General features: G+C 45.4%; 20 protein-coding genes. 4 read left to right on the top strand and 16 right to left on the bottom strand.

All coding sequences use genetic code 11. The annotated features are described in order from the left end of the window. Positions 1 to 18: 18 nt before the first annotated feature. The 9 genes from DTQ70_RS00520 to DTQ70_RS00480 form a co-directional block, all read right to left on the bottom strand. Entirely contained in the window at positions 19 to 816 is a 798-nt protein-coding gene (locus DTQ70_RS00520; RefSeq protein WP_229600045.1) for a LytTR family DNA-binding domain-containing protein, read from the bottom strand. A gap of 2 nt (positions 817 to 818) precedes the next feature. Next, positions 819 to 1,970: a sensor histidine kinase gene (locus DTQ70_RS00515; protein WP_122928989.1), complete on the bottom strand. Its 1,152-nt coding sequence runs from the start codon at positions 1,968 to 1,970 to the stop codon at positions 819 to 821. 217 nt (positions 1,971 to 2,187) lie between these two features. Next, positions 2,188 to 2,730 (bottom strand): ATP-dependent protease subunit HslV, encoded by a 543-nt coding sequence (hslV, locus tag DTQ70_RS00510; protein ID WP_122928988.1) that lies wholly within the window; start codon positions 2,728 to 2,730, stop codon positions 2,188 to 2,190. A 24-nt stretch (positions 2,731 to 2,754) separates the two neighbouring features. Further along, entirely contained in the window at positions 2,755 to 4,392 is a 1,638-nt protein-coding gene (locus DTQ70_RS00505; RefSeq protein WP_122928987.1) for a pyruvate dehydrogenase complex dihydrolipoamide acetyltransferase, read from the bottom strand. A 93-nt stretch (positions 4,393 to 4,485) separates the two neighbouring features. Further along, the gene (locus DTQ70_RS00500) at positions 4,486 to 5,076 is read right to left on the bottom strand and encodes a Uma2 family endonuclease (protein ID WP_122928986.1); all 591 of its coding nucleotides are present in this window, start codon (positions 5,074 to 5,076) and stop codon (positions 4,486 to 4,488) included. Between the two features lie 21 nt (positions 5,077 to 5,097). Beyond that, positions 5,098 to 6,885 (bottom strand): translation elongation factor 4, encoded by a 1,788-nt coding sequence (gene lepA, locus DTQ70_RS00495; protein WP_122928985.1) that lies wholly within the window; start codon positions 6,883 to 6,885, stop codon positions 5,098 to 5,100. Positions 6,886 to 6,990: 105 nt separating this feature from the next. Further along, positions 6,991 to 9,225: a DUF5916 domain-containing protein gene (locus DTQ70_RS00490; protein WP_122928984.1), complete on the bottom strand. Its 2,235-nt coding sequence runs from the start codon at positions 9,223 to 9,225 to the stop codon at positions 6,991 to 6,993. 55 nt (positions 9,226 to 9,280) lie between these two features. After that, positions 9,281 to 9,937, bottom strand: coding sequence for an NAD(P)-dependent oxidoreductase (locus DTQ70_RS00485; protein ID WP_122928983.1), 657 nt, complete (start codon positions 9,935 to 9,937; stop codon positions 9,281 to 9,283). Between the two features lie 138 nt (positions 9,938 to 10,075). Further along, on the bottom strand, positions 10,076 to 10,387 hold the full coding sequence (locus DTQ70_RS00480) for a hypothetical protein (protein ID WP_028521891.1): 312 nt from the start codon (positions 10,385 to 10,387) through the stop codon (positions 10,076 to 10,078). Positions 10,388 to 10,548: 161 nt separating this feature from the next. On the opposite strand from DTQ70_RS00480, the gene ade reads away from it, so the two are divergent. Beyond that, complete coding sequence (ade, locus tag DTQ70_RS00475; protein ID WP_122928982.1) at positions 10,549 to 12,195, top strand: adenine deaminase; 1,647 nt, start codon at positions 10,549 to 10,551, stop codon at positions 12,193 to 12,195. Between the two features lie 93 nt (positions 12,196 to 12,288). Continuing rightward, positions 12,289 to 12,870 (top strand): RNA polymerase sigma factor, encoded by a 582-nt coding sequence (locus tag DTQ70_RS00470; RefSeq protein ID WP_028521893.1) that lies wholly within the window; start codon positions 12,289 to 12,291, stop codon positions 12,868 to 12,870. A gap of 68 nt (positions 12,871 to 12,938) precedes the next feature. Here DTQ70_RS00470 and DTQ70_RS00465 read toward each other — a convergent pair whose 3' ends face one another. The 3 genes from DTQ70_RS00465 to DTQ70_RS00455 all read right to left on the bottom strand — a co-directional run bounded on the left by DTQ70_RS00465 (position 12,939) and on the right by DTQ70_RS00455 (position 14,170). Then, positions 12,939 to 13,457 (bottom strand): GNAT family N-acetyltransferase, encoded by a 519-nt coding sequence (locus DTQ70_RS00465; RefSeq protein WP_122928981.1) that lies wholly within the window; start codon positions 13,455 to 13,457, stop codon positions 12,939 to 12,941. 107 nt (positions 13,458 to 13,564) lie between these two features. Next, positions 13,565 to 13,879, bottom strand: a complete 315-nt coding sequence (locus DTQ70_RS00460) for a HigA family addiction module antitoxin (RefSeq protein ID WP_122928980.1) — start codon at positions 13,877 to 13,879, stop codon at positions 13,565 to 13,567. A 12-nt stretch (positions 13,880 to 13,891) separates the two neighbouring features. Next, the gene (locus DTQ70_RS00455) at positions 13,892 to 14,170 is read right to left on the bottom strand and encodes a type II toxin-antitoxin system RelE/ParE family toxin (protein ID WP_122928979.1); all 279 of its coding nucleotides are present in this window, start codon (positions 14,168 to 14,170) and stop codon (positions 13,892 to 13,894) included. A 239-nt stretch (positions 14,171 to 14,409) separates the two neighbouring features. Here DTQ70_RS00455 and DTQ70_RS00450 point away from each other — a divergent pair, with 239 nt between their 5' ends. After that, positions 14,410 to 15,672 carry a replication-associated recombination protein A gene (locus DTQ70_RS00450; protein WP_122928978.1) on the top strand — a complete coding sequence of 421 codons (1,263 nt, stop codon included), beginning with the start codon at positions 14,410 to 14,412 and terminating at the stop codon, positions 15,670 to 15,672. Here the strand turns inward: DTQ70_RS00450 and DTQ70_RS00445 are convergent. Both DTQ70_RS00445 and DTQ70_RS00440 read right to left on the bottom strand, forming a co-directional pair. Further along, positions 15,669 to 16,424 carry an enoyl-CoA hydratase/isomerase family protein gene (locus DTQ70_RS00445; protein ID WP_122928977.1) on the bottom strand — a complete coding sequence of 252 codons (756 nt, stop codon included), beginning with the start codon at positions 16,422 to 16,424 and terminating at the stop codon, positions 15,669 to 15,671. The two genes, DTQ70_RS00450 and DTQ70_RS00445, sit on opposite strands and share 4 nt — an antisense overlap. A 9-nt stretch (positions 16,425 to 16,433) precedes the next feature. Next, the gene (locus DTQ70_RS00440) at positions 16,434 to 17,975 is read right to left on the bottom strand and encodes a DUF5723 family protein (protein WP_122928976.1); all 1,542 of its coding nucleotides are present in this window, start codon (positions 17,973 to 17,975) and stop codon (positions 16,434 to 16,436) included. Between the two features lie 240 nt (positions 17,976 to 18,215). On the opposite strand from DTQ70_RS00440, the gene DTQ70_RS00435 reads away from it, so the two are divergent. Continuing rightward, positions 18,216 to 19,646 (top strand): circularly permuted type 2 ATP-grasp protein, encoded by a 1,431-nt coding sequence (locus DTQ70_RS00435; protein WP_122928975.1) that lies wholly within the window; start codon positions 18,216 to 18,218, stop codon positions 19,644 to 19,646. 76 nt (positions 19,647 to 19,722) lie between these two features. Here DTQ70_RS00435 and DTQ70_RS00430 read toward each other — a convergent pair whose 3' ends face one another. Together DTQ70_RS00430 and DTQ70_RS00425 are read right to left on the bottom strand one after the other, a co-directional pair. Next, positions 19,723 to 21,087 (bottom strand): amidohydrolase family protein, encoded by a 1,365-nt coding sequence (locus DTQ70_RS00430; protein ID WP_122928974.1) that lies wholly within the window; start codon positions 21,085 to 21,087, stop codon positions 19,723 to 19,725. 96 nt (positions 21,088 to 21,183) lie between these two features. Further along, positions 21,184 to 24,213 (bottom strand): amidohydrolase family protein, encoded by a 3,030-nt coding sequence (locus tag DTQ70_RS00425; RefSeq protein WP_122928973.1) that lies wholly within the window; start codon positions 24,211 to 24,213, stop codon positions 21,184 to 21,186. Positions 24,214 to 24,266 lie beyond the last annotated feature (53 nt).

Below are 24,266 nucleotides of genomic sequence, written 5' to 3'. Positions count from 1 at the left end.
ATAAAACGAAGGTAGTAACTACTTTTTAGAAGCGACTATTTTTTGTTGAAGCCCATTAAAAAAGGCTTCGCGGTAGGTATCTCCCAATGGAATATGCCCTTCGGCAACCATAATTTGATTACCATCAATGCCCTGTATTTTGCCCAAAGCAACAATGTACGACTTGTGTACCCGCAGAAAATAGGGTTTGGGCAAACGTTCTTCGAGTTCTTTGATGGTAAGAAGCGTAACGATTCGTTTGTCATCGGTGAAAATAGACACGTAATTTCCTAACCCTTCTACGTATCTTATTTCGGAAAGAACCACTTTCAGCAATTTTCCTTTGGTTTCGGTCTTTACAAATATGTAATCGTCGAGAAGCGCTACCGATGATACTTCTGACTTTGCCACTGTTTTGGGAAGCTCTTCGGCTTCAAGTAACGTTTGTGCTTTCTGAATTGCTTTCAAAAAGCGTTCAAAACGCATTGGCTTTAGCAAATAATCAACAATGTCTAAATCATAGCCTTCGAGCGCATATTCAGGATAAGCCGTACAGAGAATCACTTTGGTTCGTCCACCGAGAAGTTTTAGAAACTGAATGCCCGTAATTTCGGGCATGTGAACATCCAAAAACACCAAATCAATCGTCTCTTTTTGAACGAGTTGAAACGCTTCGATGGCATCGGTAGTAGCGGCGACCAGTTCTAAATTGGGAATCTTTTCGACGTATCGCGAAATTATATCCAAGGCATGTTGCTCATCATCGACGGCAAGGCAACGAATTGACATCGTAATTGGGGATTGGTCCGAACCACAAATGTACAGATTCTCACTCATTGTCAAACGTGATTTATGACCAAGTTAACCTCAAAATAGTGCTTAGTATCGTTGATAGTTAATTGATGCGAATTGGGATACACCAATTCCAGCCTACGTCGAACATTATTCAGCCCAATCCCGCTTGAATGTTCCTTAGGGCCTTCCGATTTTCGGTTTTTTACTGAAAACACCAACGAAGAATCAGGAGTTATTTGCAATTGAATCTGGACAGGTTCTTCAGCTTTGGTGGTTTTTCCGTGTTTAAAGGCATTTTCAACAAACGAAATCAGCACCAAAGGCAATATGCGTTTACTTGTTAAATTACCTTCTACCGTAAACTCGACGGCAAGTTTATTCCCAAAACGAAGTTGATGAATCGTAATAAAATTCTTGATATGGTTTACTTCTTTTTCCAGTGACACCAAGCCCGTTTCATCGGTATCGTGCAGGCTGTATCGCATCATATCCGATAATAGCAAGATGGCCTCTCCTAGCGACTCTGAAAGCGGTTCTGCTTGGGCGTGGAGGTAGCTAAGGGTATTGTACAAAAAGTGAGGGTTGATTTGATTCTTGAGCGAACTTAATTCCGCTACCAACGCCATTTTTTCTAACGTCTGGCGCCTTTGTTGTTCTTCAAAATAATCCATTAAAATTCGATACCCAAACCCCACAATCATGAAAACCATCGACGTACGCAGCAACCAAGGAAAATAGTCTAGAAAGCTTTTCGTGTACTCAGCCTGAAGGCTTCCAAAAAGCAATTCGTTCACGTAAGTACGGAAGAATGCAAAAACAGCCGTTACCGATAGTTGTAACGCCAACGAACTCAACAGCCATTTGGTTTTACTTCCAGAATAAGGGACTATTTTAAGCAAATACGCATAGCCATAGGTAACTCCCATGACCAACACCATGTGCAATACAAACCAGTAGAAATATTGCCAAGTAAAGGTTTGCTCAAATCGCCCCTGAAAGTAATTACTGATTGAATCTTGAAGCAGCAACAAAGCCCCCCAAAACGTCCAAAAGTAAATGTGGTATTTGTATTTACGCCATTGGCTCATTTTGCTGTAAAATTCTTTTTTAAAGCAAATATCGGTTACGTAATGCTTATGGTGTTGGTTTTTTGGACGAATTTGGTCTTTAGACTGACCAACGCGGAGTTTGTCCATGTGAAACTAAATCACATAAAGTTTGTATTTCAAACCGCGAAAAGGGGCGTTTATCACTTTTTTTAGTATTGCACGCCACAACGCCCTACTTTTGAATCACCCAACAGCCATACAGCCATTTTCTTTTCACTTACAAGCCATGAAAACGACAAGCGCCCCGTCAACTCAATGACGGGGCGCTTTGTGTAAATACAAAAGCTACTATGACTCCATTGGCTTAGTCGTTGACTTTTTCCACGACTAAATTATGGTTGGTATAAATACAAATGTCGGCAGCGATGTGTAAACTTTCACGTACCATTTCTTCGGCCGAAAGGTGCTGTGCGTGTTTTTTGAGTGCCAATGCCGCCGATTGCGCAAACATAGACCCAGACCCAATCGCTGCTACTTGATTGTCAGGCTCTAAAACATCGCCAGTGCCTGAAATGACAAGTAACTCACCTTTCCCTGCGACAATCATCATCGCTTCCAAGCGGCGTAAAAAACGATCAGTACGCCAGTCTTTCGCCAATTCGATGGCGGCGCGTTTTAAATTTCCGCCGTACGCGTTGAGCTTTTCTTCAAAACGCTCCATCAGCGTAAAAGCATCGGCCGTAGAACCTGCAAAACCCGCAATGACTTTTCCTCCAGCTAGGCTTCTGACTTTACGAACATTACTTTTTGCTACAGTATTGCCCATCGTAGCTTGCCCATCGGCACCTACCACGACTTCGCCGTTATGAATAATTCCCACTACCGTAGTGGCATGAATTGGTTGCATATTTTTTAAAATAGTGTCAAAATGCTAAACCAACATTCCGAGTGGGTTTTCCAACAATTTCTTAAATGTTTGTAAGAAAGCAGAACCTGTAGCACCGTCCACCACACGGTGGTCACACGAAAGCGTTACTTTCATGATGTTGGTAGGATAAATGCTACCATCTTCTTTGAAAGCAGCTACTTTCTTAATACCTCCTACGGCCATGATACACGAATCTGGCGGGTTGATGATGGCCGTAAATTCGTCGATACCAAACATACCTAAGTTTGAAATCGAGAATGTATTGCCTTCCCAGTCTTTAGGTTGTAGTTTTTTATCTTTTGCTTTTCCTGCCATGTCTTTCACTTCGCTTGCAATGACAGAAAGGGTTTTCTTGTCAGCATCACGAACCACAGGTACCAACAAACCTTCATCAACCGCTACTGCTACCCCAACGTTAACGTAGTTGTACTTGCGGATTTTATCGCCCAACCATGCCGAGTTAATGGCAGGATGTTGTTTAAGTGCCAACGCTGCCGCCTTGATAACCATGTCGTTGAACGACACTTTCACTGGGCTAACTTCGTTGATTTTACCGCGCAATTCCATCGCTTTGTCCATGGTAATTTCCATGGTAAGGTAGAAATGCGGAGCAGTAAATAGGCTCTCGCTCAAACGACGGGCAATCGTCTTACGCATTTGCGATACAGGAGTATCTTCAAAGTCTCCAACCGCAGGGGCTGCTGGAGCTGCTGGTGCAGCTGATTGTGCTTTCGGAGCAGGCGCCTGAGTGCTAACTGCTGGCTGCTGGCTGCTAACCGCAGAAGCGCCATCAATGTCCTTTTTCACAATACGACCGCCTTCGCCAGTTCCAACAACTTGGCTTAAATCAACACCTTTATCTTTGGCAAGTGCTTTTGCCAACGGAGAAGCTTTGATACGTCCATCTCCGCTTGTTGCAGCTGCTGGAGCAGCGGTCGCCGCTGGAGCAGAAGCCACTGCCGCTGGTGCGGCTGGCGCAGGTGCACTAGCTGCTTGGGGGCTTAAAAGAGATTGATAATCAGCTCCTGCCTCACCAACAATAGCAATAATTCCATCGACAGGTACGGCTTCACCTTCTTTTACTCCTAGATAAAGAAGCGTTCCGTCTTCATAGTTTTCGAGTTCCATCGTTGCTTTGTCGGTTTCGACTTCAGCAATAATGTCACCCGACTTCACTACATCTCCTACTTTTTTCAACCATGCAACGAGCACACCTTCGGTCATCGTATCCGACATTTTAGGCATCCGTACCACCGTTGCGTTTACTGGAGCGGCTGGTGCAGCTGGCGCCGCAGGAGCAGCAGCAGGTGCTGGCGCAGCTACTTCCTGTGGAGCAGGCGCGGCTGGTGCTTCAGCGGGGGCAGGAGCAGCTCCTCCACCCAACAATGCTTGATAGTCTTCGCCTGGAGCTCCGATAATGGCAAGAATACCATCAACGGGCACCGCCGACCCTTTTTCTACGCCAATGTAAAGAAGTGTACCTTCTTGGTACGACTCCATGTCCATGGTCGCTTTGTCAGTTTCTACTTCGGCGATAATATCACCTGATTTGATTACATCTCCTACTTTTTTGTGCCAAGCTGCAATGACCCCTTCGGTCATTGTATCAGACATTTTGGGCATTCGGATTACTTCTGCCATAGTGAGTGGGTATGAATAGGGAATCTTTGTTTCGTTAAATTTCAAGGGTCAAAATTAGTAGAATCACGCAAAAGTCGTCATCTTCTTCGGGAATTAGTTTGACTTTGCAGATTCAAAGGTTATTCCGCTGTATATTTCTTCCATTGGAATTTCGGCTTGGATGGATGAAAATACGACGGTTTGGTCGAGTTGTTCATAGACTCTGTATTCCCACCTTTTATCATCTACTTTATAAAAGACTTCTACCAAAGGGAATCGTTGTTCAATCAACACATACTCCTGAAAACTAGCAATTTGGCGATAGGTTTTAAACTTTTCACCTCGGTCATAGGATTCTGAACTCTCCGAAAGCACTTCTACAATCAGGACGGGATTTTTAGCGGCCTCAGGATTTTCGTCGTAAAACTCCACAGGCCCACAAATCACTGACGCGTCAGCATAGCGGTACTTTTCTTCGCTAATGGCGATCTTGAGATCGCTGTTGTATGCACTACAAGGGCGTTTTTTTAAAGCACGGCGTAACTCACCTCCGACATTGTTTCCAATAAGGCTGTGCTCGGTTGTTCCTCCTGCCATTGCAAACACTTCTCCCCCATCGTACTGGTATTTGATGCCTGTTTGGCGTTCCAGTTCGAGGTATTCTGCGATTGTGTAGTAGTGGTGGCAATGTTCTGGCAATCCCATAAATAAGTGTGTTTAAAATCATTAATTAATCTTCAACACCGCCATAAATGCTTCTTGAGGAATTTCTACGCTGCCTACTTGGCGCATTCGTTTCTTTCCTTTTTTCTGTTTTTCCAACAATTTACGTTTACGCGAAATATCCCCTCCGTAACATTTTGCCAATACGTCTTTTCGCATCGCTTTTACCGTTTCGCGGGCAATGATTTTCTGACCAATTGCCGCTTGGATAGCGATTTCAAACATTTGACGCGGTATCAGTTCCCGTAGTTTTTCGCACAGTTTTTTACCCCATTCGTAAGCCTTCGTACGGTGAACAATGGCCGAAAGTGCATCCACTCCGTCGCCGTTGAGCATCACGTCCAGCTTAATCATGTCTGATTCGCGGTAATCGAGCAACTCATAATCAAGGGAGGCATAACCGCGAGAAATGGTTTTCAATTTATCAAAGAAATCAAAAACTACTTCGGCCAACGGCATCTCAAAAATCAATTCAACGCGCTCGGCAGTCAGGTAATTTTGATTTTTTAGCAGCCCTCGTTTATCCATACACAACTTCAAAATAGGGCCAATGTATTCTGACTTCGTGATGATTTGGGCTTTAATAAACGGCTCTTCAATCCAGGAAATATACGTTGGTTCGGGCATTTCAGAAGGAGCACTTACTTCTAATTCCGCTCCTTTGGTCGTCACTACCTTAAATTTCACAGAAGGAACGGTGGTAATAACCGTCATGTCAAACTCACGCTCCAAACGCTCTTGAACAATCTCCATGTGGAGCATTCCCAAGAACCCACAACGGAAACCAAAGCCTAGGGCGGCCGAAGTTTCGGGCTCCCATACTAAGGCAGCGTCGTTGAGCTGGAGTTTTTCCATCGCTTCGCGCATTTCTTCAAACTCACTGGTTTCGACGGGGTATAATCCCGCAAATACCATTGGTTTTACTTCTTCAAAGCCTTTAATAGGTTCTTTAGAAGGTTTTTCGGTATGCGTAATGGTATCCCCCACTTTTACCTCTTTGGCTACTTTAATCCCCGAAATCAGGTACCCTACGTCGCCACATTCAATGACGTCTTTGGGTTCTTTTTCGAGGCGCAGGGTACCAATTTCGTCAGCGTTGTACTCTTTACCCGTAGCCACAAATTTTACTTTGTCGCCTTTACGAATGCTTCCGTTTTGAACACGGAAAATTACCTCAATTCCACGGTATGAGTTAAAAACCGAGTCAAAAATCAAGGCTTGGAGTTCCGCATCTGGATTTCCTGACGGTGCAGGCACTCGCTCTACAATGGCATTTAGAATATCTTCAATCCCAATGCCCGCTTTTCCTGAGGCTGGAATAATGTCATTGCGGTCGCAGGCGAGGAGGTCTTCCATCTCATCTTTTACCTCTTCAGGCATTGCGCCAGGAAGGTCAATTTTGTTCAACACAGGAATAATCACCAACCCTTGGTTCATGGCCAAGTAAAGGTTAGAAATCGTCTGCGCTTCTACGCCTTGCGAAGCATCCACCAAAAGCAACGCACCTTCGCAGGCCGCAATCGAGCGCGATACTTCGTAGCTAAAGTCAACGTGGCCTGGTGTATCAATGAGGTTTAAGGTATATTTTTCCCCTTTATACATGTAGTCCATTTGGATGGCGTGGCTCTTGATGGTGATACCCCGTTCGCGTTCCAAATCCATATCATCTAACAGCTGGGCCTGCATCTGACGGTCAGTAACCGTTTTGGTAAACTCCAACAAGCGGTCGGCTAAGGTACTTTTGCCGTGGTCAATGTGGGCAATAATGCAAAAATTACGAATATTCTTCATTCAAAAAGTCGTTATACTAGCTCACCAATAGACAATTGGTTTGCAAAATTACGTTAGATTCGCCGAATAACAGCGGGTTGGATTAGATTTGCCATTAGCATCCTACTACAAATTGAACCAATAGGTCAATTTTGCTTGAATAGAGCGGTTTCTTGATTGGCCGTTGACCGTATTGTAATTGTCAATATACACCAAAAAGAAATCCGATACGGGCGCAAAACGCCATTGAAAACGGGTGTTGACGTTCATATTCTCAAACTGACTGTTGTATTGCAAAAAAGTCGTCAAAAACACTTTTTTTGAAAACGTCCAGTCTAACCGAGGTCCTAACAAAAACACGTTGTTGTCACCAATCGGAAGATTGATACGGTTGTACGTAAAATTCATTGCCAATGCGATGTAAGGTTGATAACGGTAATTAATAGAACCCGCTAAACTCACAATTGTTCCGTCATAATACTGCCCAATGAGCGGCTGGGCAAACAACCACCATTTTTTACGCTGGTCAGAGAAGTAATTCAACGACGCATTGTAGTACGTATAACTTCCTCCTTTTCGCAACGACGGCAATTTTCCATTACTGCGCAAAGCATCAAAATCGGAGAATAGATAGGTATAGTTTTGGTTCAACGATAAGAGCATTCGTGCGGAACTTTGAAACGACATCGACAAAAATGGCCCTGCTGTACGGTCGGTGACACCCACGTTAGGCATCGAATATTGCTCCAGCGCTACTCCTACACTGTACCGATTGACCAAGCGAGTACGGGGGTAAAACGAAAATCCGAGCGTTGGATTGATACGCAAAAAGTCCTTGCGTGGCACAAAGCCCACTTCGGCGTCGTAGCCCTTTCCTACCCAGTCGTGCGCCCAACGAAAGGTGTATTTCAGGACGCTGTACATCAACGAAAAGCCGTTGGCAAACGCATCTTTTTGTTTGTTTTCGCTGAATGATTGGTGATAATACGCTTTGCCTTGCCAACGGCTGTCTCGTGACGTGAAATTGTACTCTAATCCTCCCACGCGGTTGAAACTTGACAAATTCCGCCCCATTTCGGGGTGTAAGGTTTGTTTATTGACAAAAATAGCGGCAATGTTAGAGCGACTAAACACCTTCCTCTGCACCGACGCCACGGCAAAATTAGCGCCCGAAATCCCTTTAAACTCGTCGTCGGCTGTTTGGGCATTCAACAAACCTATGCGCCAGTTATCATCCAACTTACCACTCAAGCGCGCTCCATACACAATGCGATTCGGTACGCCCAAACCCGTGGTCGAATCTTTGGCAATCCCAATTTGACGAGAGAAAAAGGGACTTAAAATTTGGTTTCCTGCTCCGCCCAAATTGCCTTGAGGAGGCAAAAAAGGATTGATAACGTAGCTGCCAAAGCCCGAAAACAAGTCGGAATTTTCGAGAAAAAACTGGCGCTGCTCGGGAAGGTTTATGTCAAAACGAGTGAGGTTAATAATCTGGCGGTCGGCTTCGACATTCGAGAAATCAGGATTCACCGTTAAGTCCAGATTTAGTCCCGACGTCACGGCGATTTTAGCGTCACCGCCCACGTTAAAACGCGTGCCGTTGTTGGGGTTATTGCGATTCACAAAATCCTGCGAATTACCCGCCGCGATGTACGGAATCAACGAAATGTTCGCCCCCGTTTTACGCAGTGGTTTTTCAAAAACAATGGGAATGGAATACCCCAAATTCATAATCAATTGATTTTGGGGTATTTGAACTACCGTACTTTGCTCATTAATTTGGGTATCAAAACGATAGCTTTTAAACAACCACTGCGTTGTCCCTTCTTTAAAACGCAAAGTTGTAAAGGGAATAGCAACTTCGGTAGTCCAATAGTTGTCGTAAATTTTCGACTCGGCCGTCCATTTATTGTCCCAAAACTCACTGAAGAATGTATTGTCGGTAGCTCCATTGTACAACAATGCCTCCCGCATGACGCCCAAAGGATTGGTGCCAAACAGAAAGGCATTGGTGCGATCGTTGAACGTATCGAAGATAAAACTCACGTTGTCGTTGCTGCCTGCCCGATAATCCCGCCGATACGACAAAACCACGTAGTTTTTATGTTGCGCATGGCATTTAGCACTGACGTAGATATTTTTGTCATCAAAGGTCAATTTTACTTCGGTTTTGTAAACTGCCTTGAGCGTATCCGACGGGAAATACTGCCAAAACGTCCCAATTGTAGGAATAGCCGCCCACGTTTGTTCATCAAGCACACCGTCAATTTTTATTTTCTCCGTCGTAAACTTGACTTGATAGGGCGGCGCAGTTTGGGCAAAAGCAAAAAGAGGCAAGCACAATAGCAGTAAAAGTCTCATCGATACGCAAAACGGTTTAGGTTAACAGAAAGCACTTAACGAGCCACAAAATTACTCATACTGAGCCAATAAACGGAGCTTTTTTCCAATATGTACGGTCACTGAGTTGAGTTATTAGAAAGCACGCCAAATCGGTTGCACTAATTTTTTCACCCAGCATGTCTTCTGTACTTATTAGAACGTCCTTCCGACTATCTATCAGCTCAATAAGTGGAAGCCGAACCAATGTCCATTGCACTTTACTGTCCCTTAAAAGTTCATATTCTCGTTGTTTATCGGCCGTAGAAAGCGGAAAATTGGTTTTCATCCATTCAGTTGAGAACTGCGTTTTAGCGCTTTTTTGGTCAAAAGGCGTATCCACGTTTAATCCTGTGGTCACAATATACCGTTCGATGCTACACTCGTTCATCGCTCTAAGTATATTTTGTGTGGATTGGCTAAAGATTGTAGGTTCACTATTAGGGATACCCAAACCCAACGTACTTATCACCGCGTCGCAGCCTTGAATCAACTGACGCACGACTTCATAATCTTGGACATTACCATTAATAATTTCTACCGTAGGCTGGTTATAAAACAAAGGCAAGTCTCGCGAAAAAGCATTGCGAATCAATAATTTTAAACGAAAACCTTGTCGAAGCAATTCTTGTACTAAATAAGCGCCTGATTTACCTGTGCCGCCTACCACGGCAATAATTGGGGAAGAATTCATAAAAGTCTTTGTAAAAATTGAAAAATAAGAGAACCATTACTCGTTATTTCATCGACTGAGCAGGATGGTAGTTCTTAGAAGCCATCCAAGTTTCGCGTATTTTTACAAAGAGATTTTAATGAAGCAAAAGTAACTTTTTTACAAATACTTCCAAAATGCCCACGGTTTTCGAGTAGTGAGGTAACTCAAATTTTGATCATTGGCATACGCCTCGCGTTCAAAACAAATGTTTCGATAGGCACGATAGCGGTGGCGGTAAACGATAAGGCGAACTAGGTATTCCAAAAGATACCAAACGTAAAACAGAAGCAGGCCCATTTCAGCCTGTTGTCGAAGGTGAATCCGTTCGTGGTTAATAAGCCACGCAGGAGGATTTTGTTTCTTAAAAAAGACCCACGGAAAAAACGTCAGCCCACCTACCCAAAGGAAGGGAACATGCACTGAAATCATGGGTAAACGCGGTCGTTTTAGCATGAAATTGTCAAAAATTTGATTTCTTTTAATGAAAAATCTAATTTTAGCACTCTTTGGCGAAAAGTTAGGAGTTTCTGGCACAAATCACAAAATCGTCGTTTCTCCCTTTGACCAAACCATTAACCTTTACAAGCCCCATGCGATTTACTGCCAACCTCCTCAATGTGTTTGATCACATTATTTCTTATGCCGAAATCGACGTTGAAGACACCCGTATCGTCAACATTTCTATTCTTGGAGGAGAACGAATAGGTGCTCCCTACGTACTACCTGGTTTTATTGATGCCCACGTCCACATCGAAAGCTCAATGCTTACGCCAGTTCAATTTGCCCGTTTGGCAGTAGTACATGGCACAGTCGGGACAGTTTCTGACCCTCATGAAATTGGGAATGTGCTGGGCGTAAAAGGCGTCGAATACATGATTGAGGATAGCCGAAGAGTGCCCTTTAAATTTTGCTTTGGAGCGCCCTCGTGCGTACCTGCGACCACTTTCGAAACCGCTGGGGCGACTATTTCCGTCAAAGAAGTTCGACAATTGTTGGCATTAAAGGAAATTGGATATTTGGCCGAAATGATGAACTTCCCTGGGGTTCTCAACGAAGACCCAGAAGTAATGATGAAGATTCAGTGGGCCAATGCCTTCAATAAACCCATCGACGGCCACGCACCTGGGCTTCGGGGTGAGGCCGCAAAAAAGTACATTGAAACGGGCATTACCACCGACCACGAATGTTTTACATACGACGAAGCATTTGAAAAAATCCAGCTTGGACTCGAATACGTCTTGATTCGGGAAGGAAGTGCCGCCAAAAATTTTGAAGCGCTTATTCCACTGATGGCGCAGTATTCTTCCCGACTGATGTTTTGTTCGGACGACAAGCACCCTGACAACTTGGTCGATGGCCACATCAATCAACTGGTGAAACGTGCTTTGGCCAAGGGCTACAAGCTTTTCGATGTTTTGCGGGCGGCTTGTGTCAATCCTGTTTTGCACTATCGTCTGCCCGTGGGGCTGCTTCGAGAAGGCGATTCGGCTGACTTTATCATTGTGGACAACCTCAATGACTTTACCATTCTCGAAACTTATATCAATGGCGAAAAAATAGCCGACCGTGGCACGTCTCTTTTGCCTGATTTGCGCAGTCCAATCGTCAATCAGTTTGATTGCCAGCCTTGCCAAGCATCCGATTTAGCTATTCCTGCTCCTAGTACTTTTCTTACTTTAAAAGTCATTGAAGCCCTAGATGGCCAATTAATCACCAACCTACTTGAGGTACCCGCCCGCGTCGAAACGGGATATATTGTTTCTGATACCGAGCGGGATATTCTCAAAATTGCGGTCATAAATCGTTATCAACCCGCCCCTGTTGCCATCGGTTTTATTACCAATTTTGGACTTACGCAAGGGGCATTGGCTTCGTCGGTGGCGCACGATTCGCACAACATTATTGCGGTGGGTTGCGATGACGAAAGCCTTGCCAAAGCCATTAATTTGGTCATTGAAGCCCAAGGCGGCGTCAGTGCCGTAAATAGCGACGGAAGTGGTCATACTTTACCTTTACCTATTGCAGGATTAATGTCGGATATGGACGGCTACGAGGTCGCAAATCAATATACAGCCCTCGATTCTTTTGTTAAGCAAACATTAAATTCTACGCTTGCATCCCCTTTTATGACATTATCGTTTATGGGGCTACTTGTAATTCCTTTTCTGAAAATGAGTGATTTAGGACTATTTGATGGGAGTACATTTCAATTCACCAAATTATATTCTGAAAATTAAATGTAAAAAAAACACTTTTTATTTTGCAACTTAATATAAAGAAAATTACATTTGGGCTGTGATTGTTTCAAAACCCCAAACCCCTCCACCCAAATGCCCCGGTTTCATCTAACTACTCAGGAAGAGGTAACTCTTTGGAATCAGTTTCGTCAAGACGACGAGGCAGCGTTTGCAAAACTTTATCAATGTTACGTTCAGCTTTTGTACAACTATTGTACGCAATTTAGTGTCGATAAAGCTTTGATTAAAGATTGTATTCACGATTTGTTTGTAGAACTTTGGCAACACCGTCACACGCTTGGTGACACCACATCGGTTCGTTATTATTTGATGGCTTCGATTAAACGTAAATTGGTTCGCCATCTCAATGCTCAACAAAAAAATACGAGCAGCGAAGAAATTCCTTTGGAGTACCACCACCTTTACACTGCTTCGGCGGAGTCGTACGTAATCGCTCAAGAAGAGTATTTACAAACCAACCGTAACCTCAACGAAGCCATGGAGCGCCTCCCACGCCGTCAGCGCGAGGCCATTTTCTTGAAGTTCTATGTCAATATGACCAACGAAGAAATTTCAAACTTCATGAAAATTAATATCCAGTCGGTGTATAACTTGGTTTTTGGCGCTTTGACAAGCATGAAGAAGCAATTATCGGCTGAGCACGTAATTGTTTAACGAATATATTATTATTCCGACACCTTAATCTTACGCCCGCAACTGAGTTGCGGGCTTTTTTTTATTTGTTAAAATTCAAAAGTATCCCACACAAATCGACAAGCCTTTACGGTGCTTCCCCCTGGCATTATCTCAGTGAGGGTCGCCTGATTAGTTCCTCCTACTTTCTCGTAAAAACCTCGTGCAGGAAGATTGTCTTCCAACACTTTAAGATACAACTTCGGCTGATGATAAACCTCGAGGCTCCACTCATAGACTTTCCGCATCAACTTCCTTCCAACCCCTCTTCCTTTCAACTCAGGCGCCGCGTGTAGGTTATCAATAAATGTACCGAAAGGGTCGGTTGAGCTACCATAAGCACAAACAAACCCCATAGCTCTCTCTTGGTCATCCACACATAAAATAATGCGTTGGTTTTCGGCGGGTTGTTCAATTCGTTCGGTCCAGACCTTAATTCGGTCGGCTGTTACATGATTGTCGAGGTAGTCGTCCGACAACATACCTCGGTACGTTGTCTTCCAGCTCGCCGCGTGAAGGTGAGCAATGGTTTCAATATCGTTGGAAGTAGCAATGCGATAGAGCGCCATAAAATGATCATGGGTATTAAAATGCCTGTAATTTATTACCTAAATAGTGCTTCAAGTTCCATTTCTTGGTAGTTTTCAATGCTCGCTCTAAGATGGAAAAGGATTATTTAGGTCGGCTGTACGCTCTTCCATTCTTCCCAAAAATGACGAATTTTTGAGCGGTTTACCGTGCGTTCGGCGTGCCAAAGTTCGTAGTTTTTCTGCAAATTTCCCCAAAATTGTGGGGTATTGCCAAACGCCTCGGCCAACTTTACGGCCATTTCGGGGCTTATCCCTGCTCGTCCGTTGACGATGGCCGATAAATTAGCACGGGCAATGCCCAAACCTTCCGCTACTTCCGTAATGGTCAAATTATGTTCGTTAATGTAATCTTCCCGTAATATTTCCCCTGGGTGAACTGGCGGTAAGTTGCGCTTTAACATGATAGCCTCCTTTTAGTGATAATCTAAAAAATCTATGTCGTGAATATCGCCCCCTTCAAATCGAAAGATAATCCGATAGTTGGGGGTAACTTTGATAGACCAAAAATCTGCCAAATCGCCTGTAAGTTTGTGAATACCTAAACCCATTGCCTGAATATCATCAACCGATGAAACCGCGTCTAACTGGTCTAATATACGGTTAATCTTTCGCAAATATTGGGCGGGTAGCTTTGAACCATTGCCTTCGGTATAGTATTGTAACAAGCCTTTGTGCCGAATGGACTGTATCATAACAACATTGTATTACGTAACATTACACATTACAAGGTATATTTCCAAAAAAATTATCAAGCGACTAAAAAACAGTGCTCCTGCTGCCTATCTAAAATCTCTTGGGCTTCCTTTAAGAAAATGTAGAATGTTATAGTTCCAAAGATAAGTCTCGCAAGCCGATTTGAGAACAGTCATGCAGGAAAAGTGCGCGAAAAGGCACAAAGGTTTGTATTTTTGTCCCACTAATAACAACAGTCATGCCAGCACCCCTACCCGAACGTATGCGCCCGCGCACCCTTGAGGATTTCATTGGTCAACCTCGACTATTAGGTCGAAACGGTGCCTTAAAACGAGCCCTTGAAAACAACCTGATTCCGTCCATGATTTTGTGGGGGCCTCCAGGGGTCGGTAAAACAACTTTGGCGCTCCTTATTGCCGAAACCACCAAGCGGGTTTTTCATTCGCTTAGTGCGATTAGTTCGGGCGTAAAAGAGCTGCGCGAAGTGTTGGCAAGGCCGTCGGGATTGTTTCCTCCTATTGTGTTTATTGACGAAATTCACCGCTACAACAAGAGTCAGCAAGACGCTTTACTAGGGGCGGTAGAAAAAGGCCAAATTACGCTCATTGGTGCTACCACCGAAAACCCGTCGTTTGAAATCAACTCTGCGTTGTTATCGCGTTGTCAGGTCTATATTTTAGAAGGGCTGGGGCAAGATGAACTCATCAAAATGCTGCACCAAGCTGCCGAAAAAGACGAAATTTTAAAAACAAAAACCATTCAATTTGATTCCTACGACGCCCTACTTCGTTTGTCGGGCGGAGACGGCCGTAAGCTGCTTAATTTGTTGGAGTTGGTGGTCAATGCCCATTTTCACGAAAACCCCATCGTGATTAACGACGATACCGTAACGGAAGTGGCGCAGCAAAATTTGGCACGATACGACAAATCAGGAGAACAGCACTACGACATCATTTCAGCTTTTATAAAATCAATGCGCGGCAGCGACCCCAACGCAGCGCTGTACTGGATGGCTCGCATGATTCACGCGGGCGAAGACCCTGTGTTTATTGCCCGACGGATGTTGATTTTGGCTTCGGAAGACATTGGAAACGCCAATCCCACCGCTATGATTATGGCCAACGCCTGCGTAGATGCCGTAAAAGCGATTGGTTTCCCCGAATCACGCATTATTTTGTCTCAAGTGGTGGTGTATTTGGCGACTTCTCCCAAAAGTAACGCTAGTTATGTGGCCATTAACGAAGCCTTAGAATTGGCCGAAAAAACGGCGCATTTGCCCGTCCCGTTGCACCTGCGCAATGCACCCACTAAGTTGATGAAAGAAATTGGCTACGGCAAAAACTACAAGTACGCGCACAATTACGAAGGCAATTTTACGCCTCTGGACTTTTTACCTGATGAATTGAAGGGAACAAAGCTCTACGAACCTGGCCAAAATGCCCGCGAAAACGAAATCCGAAAAAGCCTGCAAAAATGGTGGGGGGATTGGTACGGTTATTAAGCCTTAAACTTGGCAATGGCTGCGCGCGTTTGTTCCGACAACACAAGTCGCCCACTCATGGCTGCGCGTTCGTAAAGCAACGTGCTCCAGTGCTCAGTTCCTTCCCAAAACACTTTTTTAAGCTGTCGAAGCGCTTCGGGATTATAACTTGCCAGCTGACGGGCTAAAGTAGCCACGGCGGCGTCCAACGCTTCGATAGACTCATACACCTCAGCATACAATCCCTTTTCTTTGGCCCAAGTTGCGGAGTAAAAGGTAGGGGCGTTGAGGGTCATTTGTGAAAAAGCGGCTACTCCGATTTTTCGTTCGATGGCTGGCCCTACGACAAACGGGCCAATGCCAATCAACAATTCGCTCAAACGTACAGCGGCGTATTGGGTTGCCAAACAATAGTCGGTGGCAGCGGCAAGTCCTACGCCTCCGCCCACGGCTTTGCCTTGCACGCGCCCAAGTACAATGGCTGAGCTTTGCCGACAAGCATTAATGACATTGGCAAAACCCGAAAAGAAAGCCAATCCTTGTTCTTCGGTTTCGATGGAGGCCAATTCTTCAAAACTTGCTCCCGCACAAAAGGTACGTTCTCCTCCGCTCTTTAGTACAATTACTTTCGTTCGCTCGTCTTCACTCACCTCCGAAATGGTCGCAGCCAAACGTTGTAGAAGCACACTTGGCATTGAGTTTTGAGCAGGATGAAAAAACGTAATGGTGGCAATTCCTTCAGCGGAATATTCAACAGTAACGTAGGCTTCCATGTTATTAGATTAACGTTTGCGCTTTAAAAGTTTCTCGTAGGGCGGAAACCAACATTTGATGGCTTCTTTGGGCTTTCGATGAAAGATAGGCGCATAGAGTCCAAAATACAAATCGGCTCCCTGTGGCTTTCCAATGCCAAAAATCCCCGTAAAATGGTCTGTACCAACGACAATAGGCCCTACCCGCGCGGCTAAGCCAACCGCAAGGGCGCGGTAGTTATCATACAAACTTACGGGGGCAGAGACTTCAATCCAACGCGTTTCGTACCTTGGGGTTACGGCTAAAACCGATTGGGGCTTGATGTTCATGTAATTTTTTCCCCTCAACCCTTGTACCCAAATGGCGTTCACGTACCAAGGGCCAGAGTGGTGATAGTCAAAACTGACATTGGCTGCCAGCGGAAGCCCCACTTTAAAAGCACGAGGCGCATCGTCAGGATTGACCGACAAAGAACGATTGACTGCCGCCACCGCCAAAGGTGTTGTATTGGCCATGTTAAATTCCGTGTACGAAAATTCATCCCTTACTTTTTGGACGTCTATTTCTCTTGTATAATTCAGGTTTTTGTAATTAAGCCGCCCAATATCCGTAATCGCTGCCGAAACCCTAAACTTGTATTTGTTTTTGTTTGGATCAGGTTCTTTGCCTCGCTTGGGGACTTTTCGCATATATTCATTAAACTCAGGGCGATATTCGTACACCACCCCCAAATCAGCCCCCCAACTACCGCCCGCCGAAGCATTCCCAAACAGAAATTTAGGACTAAGACCAATGTTATCAAAAGCCGCCCCCGTGGTGTAGCCATAGGTTGCATCGAGGTTTTGAACGATAATAAACTCCCTTTCACGATTTAAGCTCTCCACCGCAATTCGATGGTCTGTATTTCGTACATCGGCATGAACGTTATAAACCCCCACCAACCGTTTTACGGTTGCACCCACTTTCAAAAAGTGTTCATCATAATCAGCCACTACCGCCCCCAGCGTCATGCCCATTTCGAGAAACCCGTTGGTATTTAATTTGGCCTGTTGGTTGCGAAAATCTTTACTTTGAAGGTCTTTATTATCTGTTCCAAATCGGATAACTCGCGCGGTTTCTTCCGTGACATCTGTTAGGCTCATGGCATATCTCCCACGGCTAGTGAGGCCAATCGCAAAACGATTATTATTAAAAGAATAAAGCAGAGAAGGCCCGCGCAAATCACCTCCTGCGTGCAAATGTTTACGCTCGCCGTTGAGGCGTTCTTGGTAATATTCTTCTCTCCAAATAATTGCCCCACGTTCACTTCGGTATTTTTTGGGAACTGTATTGGTCATAATGCCAAAAAGCGAGTAAGGTGCCACCCAACGAATGTAATTATTCGTTAAGAAAATATCGTTCCCCACCAAGTTGATGTACAACTTATGTCGCGAATCGGCGGCGTGCGCTGGATTGAGAAAAAGGGCATTGGTTCCTGCATAATTACTCGATGAAACTCCAAGCCAATGTTGTGCTCGCCCCTGAACACAAGCAAGCAATCCAGCAACAATCATCCAAAAGCGATTCGACATTTTAACAGCAGTAAAGTAGGTGTTGTAAAAGTAAGACCTCTAAGGTAACAATGTACTCATTCAAAGTAAAAATTTAACGGCAAAATACTATACAAAGTACGGCATAATCCAATAATTTCCGAAACTTGTCCATTTATACTAACCAAAAGAACAAATTACCACAGAAAATTTGGTAAAATCTCTACTTTATCCATATCTTGTTCGGCAAAACAAATAACTCACCAACGATTTTTCACCATTATGCAATTTTCATTCAAAAACTATGATACCGAAAAGTTCTATGATGAGATGTTTACCCCTGATGGCAAAGTACGCCCTGGGTACGAAGCATTTAAGCAACGTGTAGAGCAGCTCAACAATACAGAACTCGCTAACCGTCAGCACACTGCGGAGCGCGCGCTGATGTCGATGGGAATTACTTTTAACGTGTATTCGGAAGGTGAAGGAACTGAGCGAATTATGCCTTTGGACATTATTCCAAGGGTAGTAACGGGCGACGAATGGAACCGCATGGAGAAGGGACTTATCCAACGCATTACGGCGCTCAATCTTTTCATTGACGACATTTACAACGATCAAAAGATTTTAAAAGATGGCGTTATTCCCCGCGATTTAATCGAGACGTCTAAGTGTTATTTGGAAGCCTGCAAAGGCTTAAAACCACCCAAAGGCATTTGGTGCCACATCACAGGAACCGACCTTATCCGTGGCGATGATGGTCAGTTTATGGTACTTGAAGATAACCTTCGCTGCCCGTCGGGGGTTTCGTACATGCTCGAAAACCGAGAGCTTTCTAAACAGATTTTCCCCGAAGTACTAGCACGCACTGGTGTACGCCCTGTATCTGACTACCCTGCGCGTTTGTTTGAGATGCTGAAATTTATTGCCGACCGTCCCGACCCGAACATTGTGGTATTGACTCCTGGGATTTATAACTCTGCCTATTTTGAGCATTCGTATTTGGCCCAACAAATGGGGGTTGAACTCGTTGACGCCCGCGATTTGGTGGTTTCGGGTGGGTACGTTAAAATGCGCACAACGCGCGGTTTTGAAATCGTGGATGTGATTTACCGTCGCCTCGACGATACCTTCCTCGACCCGCAGGTGTTTAACCCGCACTCGTTGCTAGGCATTCCTGGCATTTTTGATGTCTATAAAAAAGGGAGAGTTGCTTTAGCCAATGCCCCAGGAACGGGCGTAGCCGACGACAAGGTAATTTATGCCTACGTGCCGCGCATCATTAAGTATTATTTAGACCAAGAAGCGATTATTCCTAACGTGCGGACGTACATCTGTCGCGAAGACGATGACCTGAAATATGTGCTCGAAAACGTAGAAAATCTTGTTATTAAAGAAGCCAACGAAGCGGGTGGCTACGGGATGTTGATTGGTCCGAAAGCAACCAAAGAAGAACACGAGATTTTCCGCCAAAAAATCAAAGAAAATCCGCGTAACTACATTGCTCAACCCGTGATTTCACTTTCTCGCGTGCCTTGTTTCTTGGACGACCACGCCGAAGGTCGCCACGTTGACTTACGTCCTTACATTTTGTACGGCGATGGTATCAACGTTATCCCAGGTGGACTAACACGCGTTGCGCTACGCAAAGGCTCCCTCGTCGTTAACTCTTCGCAAGGAGGAGGTGGCAAAGACACGTGGGTCACTTATTAGAATGTTGAAGTGAATGTCGAGTGCAGAATGTCGAATACTAACAACTCGACACTCTGCATTCTCCATTCGACACTTTTTATTTTGTTCCAATCTCGTACTTATCGGTGTACTTGCGGTATTGACGCTTGTGGCGGTCGTCGAGGTCGATTTTGCGGCCACGAATGAAGGCATGGTCAATGCCGTTGGAACGCATATCTAAAATATCTCCCTTACACACCACCAACGTTGCTAATTTTCCTTTTTCGATGGTACCAACAACGTTGTCAATTCCCAACAATTTGGCAGGCGTTGACGTAATCATTTTTAAGGCTTCTTCCGACGAAATTCCGCCAAAACCTGCCGCCGTACCTGCCGTAAAAGGAAGGTTACGCGTCCGCCAATAAGCTTCGCCGTAGCTCAGAGCTACTGTTACGCCTGCCTTTTGAAGCAGCGCTGGCAAACGGTACGGCTGGTACACGGGTTCGTCTTGGCGCGCAGGCAAACGGTGCGTTTCGCCTAAAACAACGGCCACGTTATTTTCTTTCAAAAACTCCGCTACGCGTAAGGCATCTTCAGCCCCGACGATGATGATTTTCTTTACGCCTTGCTGTTTGGCAAACTTCACCGACTCTACAATGTCTTTGCTGTTGTCGGCGCGGATGTAGAGGTTTTGACGCCCATCAAAAAGACCACGTAATGCCTCCAATTTGAGGTTGGTAGTGGCTGGGTTTTTGATTTCACTGTAGGCACGTGCATCGGAAAATAGCTGTGCCAACGAGTTAATCACTTCTTGGCGACGCGTATTGCGTTGCAGATTTACCGAAAAATCATCGAAGTTAAACTCACGGGCAAAAAACGCAGGCCACGTTAGCCAAAGCCCATCATCTTTTTTGAGTACAGCATCTTCCCAGTTCCAACCATCCAACTCCATCACCGACGACGAACCCGAAATAGTTCCTCCTTGGGGAGTGGCTTGGGTAAGCAATAGGCCGTTGTTACGAAGCGTAGGAATCACTTCTGAATCGGTATTGTAGGCAATCAACGCCCGAACGTTGGGGTTCAAAGTACCAATTTCTTGGTTATCGGCCGTAGCACGTACCGACGTAATTTCAACCAAACCTGTGGTGGCACCCATCGCAATAAGACCTGGGTAGAGGTGTTTACCCGTCACGTCCACTACTTCGGTTTTCGCTTTGTCAAACGTCGTACTTGCATCGCCTACGGCGGTCAATACACCTTTGTCAAACACCACGACGCCTTTTTCAATCACCGTCCCATTGCCGACGTGAACCGTGCCACCCACTAGCGCCATCGGTTTGGCTTGGGGCTTGGCAGGGGCGGGATTTTGAGCATTTGATGAAAGAGAAATAAGGCTAAAAAGTACAGGAGCAGAGGCTCCAAAAACTATCTCAGCCAAGCGCCTGAAGGCCGTTGTTTTTGTTTTATTTATGGAAACAATCATGGAAATTTCTTTTTAATTCATTCGTAAAAACCAACACAAAGTAGCGGCTGGAAGCCTTTTAATAGTGGTCACTTGCCCAGAGGCAAGCGCCATCGGCTATTTCCCTTCTTCTTCTCCTTCCGCCGTAACGCCTTCAACGTCTTCGCAATGCCACATGCGCTGACGACGGAACGGTGGGCGAACGGCCGTAGCACCGCCTGTTTTGGCAGAAATCATCTTCTGAATCAAACGCGCGCGCTCTTGTTCTACTTCACCACGGCGCTTGTCGTCGCCATCGGTCGAATAACAAATCGCGCCTTCTACAATTGTGTAGTCAGGGCGTGCGTAAATAGACAGCGGGTGGTTGTTCCACAACACCAAATCAGCGTCTTTTCCCACTTTAATACTTCCTGTGCGTTTGTCGAGGCGCAAGATTTTCGCAGGGTTGATCGTCACCATTTTGAGGGCTTCCGTTTCGGCAATGCCACCGTATTCAACGGCTTTGGCCGCTTCTTGGTTAAGGCGGCGCGCCATTTCGGCATCGTCAGAGTTGATACTGGTCAATACGCCTACTTTCGCCAAAATCGCCGCGTTGTACGGAATCGCGTCTTTTACCTCCATTTTGTACGCCCACCAGTCGGCAAACGACGAACCTGCAACCCCGTGTTTTTTCATTTTGTCGGCTACTTTGTATCCTTCCAAAATGTGCGTAAATGTGTTGATTTTGAACCCTAACGAATCAGCCACTTTAATCAACATGTTGATTTCTGACTGTACGTACGAGTGGCAAGTGATGAAGCGCTTACCGTTTAAGATTTCGGCCAATGTTTCCAATTCAATATCACGACGTGGCGCTGGAACGCCAATTTTGTTTTTCATTGAATTATACGCATCCCACGAGCGGTCGTATTCACGGGCGCGAATGAAATGGTCGTAAAACACTTGTTCTACCCCCATCCGCGTTTGAGGATAACGAATGGTCGCATTGGGACTATTTGCTTGTTTTACGTTTTCACCCAAGGCAAATTTGATGTACTGCGCCTCAGGAACGAGCATTTCGTTGACGTTGCTTCCCCATTTGAGTTTGACAACGGCCGACTGCCCACCGATTGAGTTAGCCGACCCGTGCAATAACTGCGACATGGTTACGCCTCCCGCCAACTGACGATAAATGTTAATGTCATCAGGATTAACGACATCGCTCATGCGTACTTCCGCCGAGCTTGATTGTCCTCCTTCGTTGATGGATGCAAGCGCAATGTGCGAGTGTTCATCAATAATACCAGGCGTAAGGTGCTTACCCGTTCCGTCAATTTGTCGGGCGTTGGGTGCCGAAAGGTTTTTACCCACTTTGGTAATCTTTCCATTTTCGACCAACACATCCGTGTTTGTCAATACGCCTGCGTCTTCGCTGGTCCAAACTGTTGTATTTTTTACCAAAATCGTTTCAGACTTTGGTTTTTCGGTGTTGCCAAACCCAACAAACGGGTAAAGCGGTTTGCCAACATTAGGCACTGGGCGTTGGGTAGAATCGCGGCGGGCTTCAGGAGCTTTGTAGGCTTCTTGGAACGTAGCGGCCCATTTGATAGCCTCGCCTTTGGCGTTTTCACCACTTCCTTTCAGGGTCGTTCCTTCCAAATAGCCTGTCAAACGCGTCGTCGCATTAGGCGTACGGCGGTCGGGCTGGAAATTAATCGAAATAACGTCGTTGAGGAATGTTACTTTGGGCGTAATTTTTACCGTATCGCGCAACACTACTTGGTATTCGGGCTTATCGGGCTTGCCAGTAATGACGAGCTTGCCTTTTTCGTCGTTCAGGTTCAGTTGATATGTACCACGAATATCCGTTTGGCTCAATGAATTAATGACGTATTTTTTACCACGAATCCAGTTTTCGTACAGAATATTATCCGCGCTAAAAATACTTCCCGACGTAATGATAAAGTTCGCCCACGTACCTGTTTTGAGGCTTCCGATTTTGTCGCTGCATTGGAGCAATTGGGCAGGAATGGTCGTGAGGGCTTCGAGGGCTTTGGTTTCGCTCAAGCCGTGTTCAATGGCTTTGCGAAGGTTAGGCCAAAATTCCGTTTTTGTTTTGAGCAAAGCCGAAGTCAGGGCAAAATTCACACCTGCTTTTTCGAGAGCGGCGGCGTTAGCAGGCGCCATTTCCCAGTGCTTCATTTCGGCAAGGCTTACGTTATCAGCATCCCACGCATCCTCTACGTCGAAAGCCGAAGGATAATTGATGGGCAGAATGATAGCGCCACCCGTTGCTTTAATTTCGTCGATGCGCTGGTATTCATCGCCAGAGCCTCTAAAGATAAATTGCGTTTTAAATTCATCGCCCAATTTATCAGCCCGCATCAAGCTCCACTTGTCGGTTGCTTCAAAAATAGTTGGCAATGAATTGAACTTGTTGAATGCTTCTAATGAGAGGTTAAACTCTACATTCTTGCCACTGTTTTTGTACCACTCGGCGTCGTAATACGTCTGACGCAAAAGGGCCATCGAGCCCATGGGTGAGTTGGGATACTGCTGAGTAGAAGTACCTTTACTAAACGACAAGTGAAACGAAACAGGGTGACGCAACAAGGTCGTGTTTTCGCTTTCGGAAGACAAACTTACCAACGCTCCGCTCCCGCGCACAATCCCGTCGTGGTGGTGGGTCAGTACTGCGCCAAAACCTAGCTTACGCATCTCGTCGGCTTTGGTAGCATTCAGAGTAAAAAGCTTGCCTGCTTCCGTTTCGGCGTTGACGGCTTGGTTCCAGCCATACGCTCCTTTTTTGTTGGACTCGATTTGCTGGGTAAAACCACGGCCTCCACGCTGCCCACGAACGATTTCGGGCATTCCGTAATCTGACTCCATGTCGATAAGCGCAGGATAAATCCGACGGCCTTTTAGGTCAGTAACTACTGTACCAGAAGGAATTTGAACGTCTTTGGCGGCTGCCACAACGATTCCATTTTTGATTAACAAGGTTGCATTTTCAACAACCGTACGGGCATCGACATAAATGGTCGCGTTGGTAAAAGCGTACATTTCTGGCCGCTCGTCATAGACCCCGTTGCGGGGGAAAGTGGGCGTTTGTGCCCTTACGGCCGAAGTTACCGCTAGTGTGATGAGAAGTGTAATGATTTTTTTCATGCAAAAAAAACGGAGTAAATGTGAGTATTCTAACCCAAATCTACTCCGTTCGT

The organism is Runella sp. SP2 (genome assembly GCF_003711225.1).
Classification (GTDB): Bacteria; Bacteroidota; Bacteroidia; order Cytophagales; family Spirosomataceae; genus Runella.
The sequence above is the reverse complement of the archived record's forward strand: the minus strand, read 5'-3'. Positions and strand labels throughout refer to the sequence as shown.

Coding starts and splice junctions, on each gene's coding strand:
- DTQ70_RS00460 (WP_122928980.1), bottom strand. CDS start 13,879: ATGTTAAAGCGCAACTTACCGCCAGTTCACCCAGGGGAAATATTACGG.
- DTQ70_RS00490 (WP_122928984.1), bottom strand. CDS start 9,225: ATGAGACTTTTACTGCTATTGTGCTTGCCTCTTTTTGCTTTTGCCCAA.
- DTQ70_RS00445 (WP_122928977.1), bottom strand. CDS start 16,424: ATGGAAGCCTACGTTACTGTTGAATATTCCGCTGAAGGAATTGCCACC.
- ade (WP_122928982.1), top strand. CDS start 10,549: ATGCGATTTACTGCCAACCTCCTCAATGTGTTTGATCACATTATTTCT.
- DTQ70_RS00455 (WP_122928979.1), bottom strand. CDS start 14,170: ATGATACAGTCCATTCGGCACAAAGGCTTGTTACAATACTATACCGAA.
- hslV (WP_122928988.1), bottom strand. CDS start 2,730: ATGCAACCAATTCATGCCACTACGGTAGTGGGAATTATTCATAACGGC.
- DTQ70_RS00485 (WP_122928983.1), bottom strand. CDS start 9,937: ATGAATTCTTCCCCAATTATTGCCGTGGTAGGCGGCACAGGTAAATCA.
- DTQ70_RS00520 (WP_229600045.1), bottom strand. CDS start 816: ATGAGTGAGAATCTGTACATTTGTGGTTCGGACCAATCCCCAATTACG.
- DTQ70_RS00465 (WP_122928981.1), bottom strand. CDS start 13,457: ATGGCGCTCTATCGCATTGCTACTTCCAACGATATTGAAACCATTGCT.
- DTQ70_RS00425 (WP_122928973.1), bottom strand. CDS start 24,213: ATGAAAAAAATCATTACACTTCTCATCACACTAGCGGTAACTTCGGCC.
- DTQ70_RS00505 (WP_122928987.1), bottom strand. CDS start 4,392: ATGGCAGAAGTAATCCGAATGCCCAAAATGTCTGATACAATGACCGAA.
- lepA (WP_122928985.1), bottom strand. CDS start 6,885: ATGAAGAATATTCGTAATTTTTGCATTATTGCCCACATTGACCACGGC.
- DTQ70_RS00470 (WP_028521893.1), top strand. CDS start 12,289: ATGCCCCGGTTTCATCTAACTACTCAGGAAGAGGTAACTCTTTGGAAT.
- DTQ70_RS00430 (WP_122928974.1), bottom strand. CDS start 21,087: ATGATTGTTTCCATAAATAAAACAAAAACAACGGCCTTCAGGCGCTTG.
- DTQ70_RS00435 (WP_122928975.1), top strand. CDS start 18,216: ATGCAATTTTCATTCAAAAACTATGATACCGAAAAGTTCTATGATGAG.
- DTQ70_RS00440 (WP_122928976.1), bottom strand. CDS start 17,975: ATGTCGAATCGCTTTTGGATGATTGTTGCTGGATTGCTTGCTTGTGTT.
- DTQ70_RS00500 (WP_122928986.1), bottom strand. CDS start 5,076: ATGGGATTGCCAGAACATTGCCACCACTACTACACAATCGCAGAATAC.
- DTQ70_RS00515 (WP_122928989.1), bottom strand. CDS start 1,970: ATGGACAAACTCCGCGTTGGTCAGTCTAAAGACCAAATTCGTCCAAAA.
- DTQ70_RS00480 (WP_028521891.1), bottom strand. CDS start 10,387: ATGATTTCAGTGCATGTTCCCTTCCTTTGGGTAGGTGGGCTGACGTTT.
- DTQ70_RS00450 (WP_122928978.1), top strand. CDS start 14,410: ATGCCAGCACCCCTACCCGAACGTATGCGCCCGCGCACCCTTGAGGAT.